This is a genomic window from Halomonas sp. 707D4, from assembly GCF_024158685.1.
GTDB lineage: Bacteria > Pseudomonadota > Gammaproteobacteria > Pseudomonadales > Halomonadaceae > Vreelandella.
On the sequence record NZ_JAMZBD010000260.1, the window covers coordinates 1 to 4,518 of the forward strand.

Below are 4,518 nucleotides of genomic sequence, written 5' to 3' on the forward strand. Positions count from 1 at the left end.
GCTCCAGAAGGAGCTGGCGGTCCTCATCCAGCGCGAGGTCAAGGACCCGCGCCTGGGCATGATCACGGTGAGCGGCGCGACCGTCAGCCGCGATCTGGGCTACGCCGACATCTACGTCACCCTGTTGGGTGAACAGGCGCCCGAGCGTATCAAGGAAAACCTGCAGGTGCTCAAGCGCGCCTCCGGGTTTCTGAGAAGCCAGATCGCCAGGCGGATCAAGCTGCGCCACGTGCCGGAGCTGCGCTTTCATTACGATGAAAGCGTCGTGCGCGGCCAGCAGCTTTCGTCGCTGATCGACGAGGCGGTCTCCAGTGACCGCGCGCGTCAGGGCAGTGACGAGGATGATGCCGCCGAGCAGGGCGGAGAGCCTCGCTGATGGCGCGCCGCCGCAAGGGGCTGCCGGTCAACGGCGTGCTGCTGCTGGACAAGCCGAAGGGCCTTTCCAGCAACCACGCCCTGCAGCGCGTGCGCCGGCTGTTCGAGGCGCAGAAGGCGGGCCATACCGGCACTCTCGACCCCATGGCGACCGGGCTTCTGCCTATCTGCCTGGGGGAGGCGACCAAGTTCTCGGCGCACCTTCTCGAAGCCGACAAGATGTATCGCACCCGGGTGGAGCTCGGGGTGATCACCGACACCGGCGACGCCGAGGGCGAAGTGCTCGAGCGCCGCGCGGTGCCCGAGCTCACCAGCCAAGACGTGGAGGCCGCCATTGCGCGCTTTCGCGGCGAGATCGATCAGGTGCCGCCGATGTACTCGGCCCTCAAGCATCAGGGCAAGAAGCTCTACGAGCTTGCCCGGGAAGGCAAGGTGGTCGAGCGCAAGGCGCGCCGGGTGTGCATTTTCGATGCGCGGCTGATCGCCTTCGAGGGCACCGCGTTCGAGCTCGAGGTGAGCTGTAGCAAGGGCACCTACATCCGAACGCTGGCCGAGGATATCGGCGCAGCACTCGGCTGCGGGGCGCACATCAGCGCGCTTCGAAGGCTCAAGACCGGGCCTTTCGGGAGTGACGCGATGTGGACCCTCGAAGCGCTCGAAGCGCTCGAGGATCAGCCCACCCGCGAGGCACAGCTGATGCCCGCGGACGTGCTGGTCGATCACCTGCCCGCGCTTGTCGTCGACGACGCTGCCCAGGCTCGTCTGGCCCACGGCCAGAGCGCCACGGTGGATGTCTCGGCCCTCGATGTCGAGGCGCTAGCAAGACTCTATCACGCCGAGGTCTTCATCGGCCTTGGCGTGGTGAAGGGCCCAGGGGAAGTGGCGCCCAGGCGGCTGTTCAGTACCGTCGCCATTTCGTAAGCGATCGCGTTAAAACGTTGCAAGGAGGCGGCGAATTACGCGAAAATAGCCCTTGAGACTGCAAATATGCGTGGTCTCACCCATTCATTGTTAGGCATATTGCTGACTGGAGAGACAGATGGCATTAACCGCTGAGAAAAAGGCCGAGATCGTCAACGAATACGGCCGCGGCGAGAACGACACCGGATCCCCCGAGGTGCAGGTCGCTCTGCTGAGCGCCAACATCAACGGCCTGCAGGACCACTTCAAGACCAACAAGCAGGATCACCACTCCCGTCGTGGCCTGATCCGCATGGTCAACCAGCGTCGTAAGCTGCTGGACTACCTCAAGCGCAAGGATTTCGAGCGCTACCAGTCGCTAATCCAGCGTCTGGGCCTGCGTCGCTAAGACGCCTGCCTTCGGGCAAGCGTGGCGCACACGAAAACGGGCAGCCCTTCGGGGCTGCCCGTTTTTTTGTGCCTGCCGCACGTCGCGTACCCCGTTCGCGCCTGGCGATGCCGGGTTTCTGGTGGCCCTTGAAGGCCACAGCGCCTAGAATAGTGGCGAGTCAAACGACCCAAGATCAGACAAGTAACTCTTCAAGTCAAAGGAAGTCGCCGTGAATCCGGTAAAGAAAACGTTCCAGTACGGTCGCAGCACCGTCACCCTCGAGACCGGGCGCATCGCTCGCCAAGCCACTGGTGCCGTCATGGTCACCATGGACGATACCGTGGTGCTGTGCACCGTGGTGGCGAAGAAAGACGTCAACCCCGGCCAGCCCTTCTTCCCGCTCTCGGTACACTACCAGGAAAAGACCTACGCGGTCGGCAAGATTCCCGGCGGCTTCTTCAAGCGCGAAGGGCGCCCCACCGAGAAGGAGACGCTGACCTCGCGCCTGATCGACCGTCCCATTCGCCCGCTGTTTCCCAAGGGGTTCATGAACGAAGTGCAGGTGATCTGTACCGTTCTCTCCACCGACCGTAACCACGACCCGGACATCGCCGCGATGCTCGGCACCTCGGCGGCCCTCGCCGTTTCCGGCGTGCCCTTCAACGGCCCGATCGGCGCGGCGCGCGTCGGCTTCAACGAAGAGCAGGGCTACTTCCTGAACCCGACCGTCGAGGAGCTCAAGACCTCCGAGCTCGACATGGTCGTCGCCGGTACCGACAACGCCGTGCTGATGGTCGAGTCCGAGGCCCAGGAGCTGCTCGAGGACGAGATGCTTGGTGCTGTGCTGTTTGGTCACCAGGAGATGCAGGTCGCGGTCAGCGCCATCAAGGAGCTGGCCGAGCAGGCGGGCAAGCCGCGCTGGGAGTGGCAGCCGGCCGAGGAGAACGCCGCGCTGAAATCCGCCATCGCCGAGCAGTTCGAGGCCAAGGTGGGCGAGGCCTACCGCATCACCGACAAGATGCAGCGCCAGGACGCGCTGGCGGCGCTGAAAGAGCAGGCGCTCGAGGCGCTGGGAGCGGTCGAGGGCGAGCCGGTCAACGACAAGTTCGACGCAGGCGAGGTGAAGGGCGCGTTCGCTTCCCTCGAGAAGCGCGTGGTGCGCTCGCGGGTGGTGAAAGGCGAGCCGCGTATCGACGGTCGCGACAACACCACCGTGCGTCCGCTCTCCATCGAGGTCGGCGTGCTGCCCAAGACCCACGGCTCGGCGGTGTTCACCCGTGGCGAGACCCAGGCGATCGCCGTGGCAACGCTGGGCACGCTGCGCGACTCGCAGCTGATCGAGTCGCTCGAGGGTGAGCGCAAGGACCGCTTCATGCTGCACTACAACTTCCCCCCCTACTCGGTGGGCGAAGCAGGCTTCATGGGCGGGCCCAAGCGCCGCGAAATCGGCCACGGCCGTCTGGCGCGTCGCGGCGTGCAGGCGATGCTGCCCTCCGAAGACGCCTTCCCCTACACCATTCGCGTGGTTTCCGAGATCACCGAGTCCAACGGCTCCAGCTCCATGGCGTCGGTATGCGGCTCCTCCTTGGCGCTGATGGACGCGGGCGTTCCGCTCAAGGCGCCGGTCGCCGGTATCGCCATGGGCCTGGTCAAGGACCCGGAAGGCTACGCGGTACTGACCGACATTCTGGGTGACGAGGATCACCTCGGCGACATGGACTTCAAGGTCGCGGGCTCCGAAGAAGGCGTCACGGCGCTGCAGATGGACATCAAGATCGAGGGTATCAACGAGGAGATCATGGAGACCGCGCTGCAGCAGGCTCACCATGCGCGCCTCACCATCCTCGAGCAGATGAACGCGGTGATCAACCAGAGCCGCACCGAGGTCTCCGAAAACGCGCCATCGATGGCCACCATCAAGATCGACCCGGACAAGATCCGCGACGTCATCGGCAAGGGCGGCGCGACCATCCGCAAGATCTGCGAAGACACCGGCGCCTCGATCGATCTCGACGACGATGGCACCGTGCGCATCTACGCCGAGGACAAGAAGGCTGCCAAGGCCGCGATCGACACGGTACTGGCGATCACCGCCGAAGCCGAGATCGGCAAGCTCTACAACGGCAAGGTGGTGCGGATCGCCGACTTCGGCGCCTTCGTCAACATCATGCCGGGTACCGACGGCCTCGTGCACATCTCCCAGATCGTGCCGGAGCGGGTCAACGACGTGCGTGACTTCCTCAACGAAGGCGACGAGGTGGTGGTCAAGGTGCTCGACATCGACAACCGCAACCGCGTGAAGCTCTCGATCAAGGAAATCACCGAGGAAGAGAAGGCGGCCTTCGCTGCGCAGAGCGAAAGCCCCGCCGAGTAAGCCAGACCGCGGTGCTGACGCCGCCCCCGCAGCTTCCGGCTGCGGGGGCGGCGTCGTTTGAATACGTCGAAGGCAAGGAGAAGGCATGGAGCAACAGGCAAGATGGTGGGCGGTGGTTGCGGTGATGGGCGGCATCTTTTTGCTGGTGACCGCCGAGCAGCTACCGATCGGGCTGCTCTCGCAGATCGCCCGCGAGATGGGGGTGAGCGAAGGCGCGGCCGGGCTGATGGTCACGGTGCCCGGCGTGGTGGCGGCGTTCGCCGCGCCGCTTCTGCCGGTGGCGGTGGGGCGCATGGACCGCCGGGTGATGCTCACCGCCTTGATGGTCGCCATGACGGTCGGCAGCGTGCTGTCGGCGCTGGCGTCGAGCTTCGTCGCGCTGCTCGCCGCGCGGGTGCTGATCGGGGTGAGCATCGGCGGGTTCTGGGCGATCGCCGGCAGTATCGCCCCGCGCCTGGTGCCGGAGCAGAGCGTGCCC

Annotated in this window: 5 protein-coding genes; all 5 read left to right on the forward strand. The window is 65.2% G+C overall.

Annotation, left to right across the window (positions count from 1 at the left end; all coding sequences use genetic code 11):
- A partial coding sequence (rbfA, locus tag BIS11_RS11525) for a 30S ribosome-binding factor RbfA (RefSeq protein ID WP_253586075.1) occupies positions 1-376 on the forward strand: 376 nt, incomplete at its 5' end.
- Positions 376-1,296, forward strand: a complete 921-nt coding sequence (truB, locus tag BIS11_RS11530; RefSeq protein ID WP_253425502.1) for a tRNA pseudouridine(55) synthase TruB — start codon at positions 376-378, stop codon at positions 1,294-1,296. The genes rbfA and truB, both read left to right, overlap by 1 nt.
- Positions 1,297-1,414: 118 nt before the next feature.
- The gene (rpsO, locus tag BIS11_RS11535; RefSeq protein ID WP_027337656.1) at positions 1,415-1,684 is read left to right on the forward strand and encodes a 30S ribosomal protein S15; all 270 of its coding nucleotides are present in this window, start codon (positions 1,415-1,417) and stop codon (positions 1,682-1,684) included.
- A 211-nt stretch (positions 1,685-1,895) separates the two neighbouring features.
- Positions 1,896-4,040: a polyribonucleotide nucleotidyltransferase gene (gene pnp / locus BIS11_RS11540; RefSeq protein WP_253425498.1), complete on the forward strand. Its 2,145-nt coding sequence runs from the start codon at positions 1,896-1,898 to the stop codon at positions 4,038-4,040.
- A gap of 85 nt (positions 4,041-4,125) precedes the next feature.
- Positions 4,126-4,518, forward strand: a 393-nt coding sequence (locus tag BIS11_RS11545; RefSeq protein ID WP_253586076.1) for an MFS transporter, incomplete at its 3' end; no start/stop codon positions are given.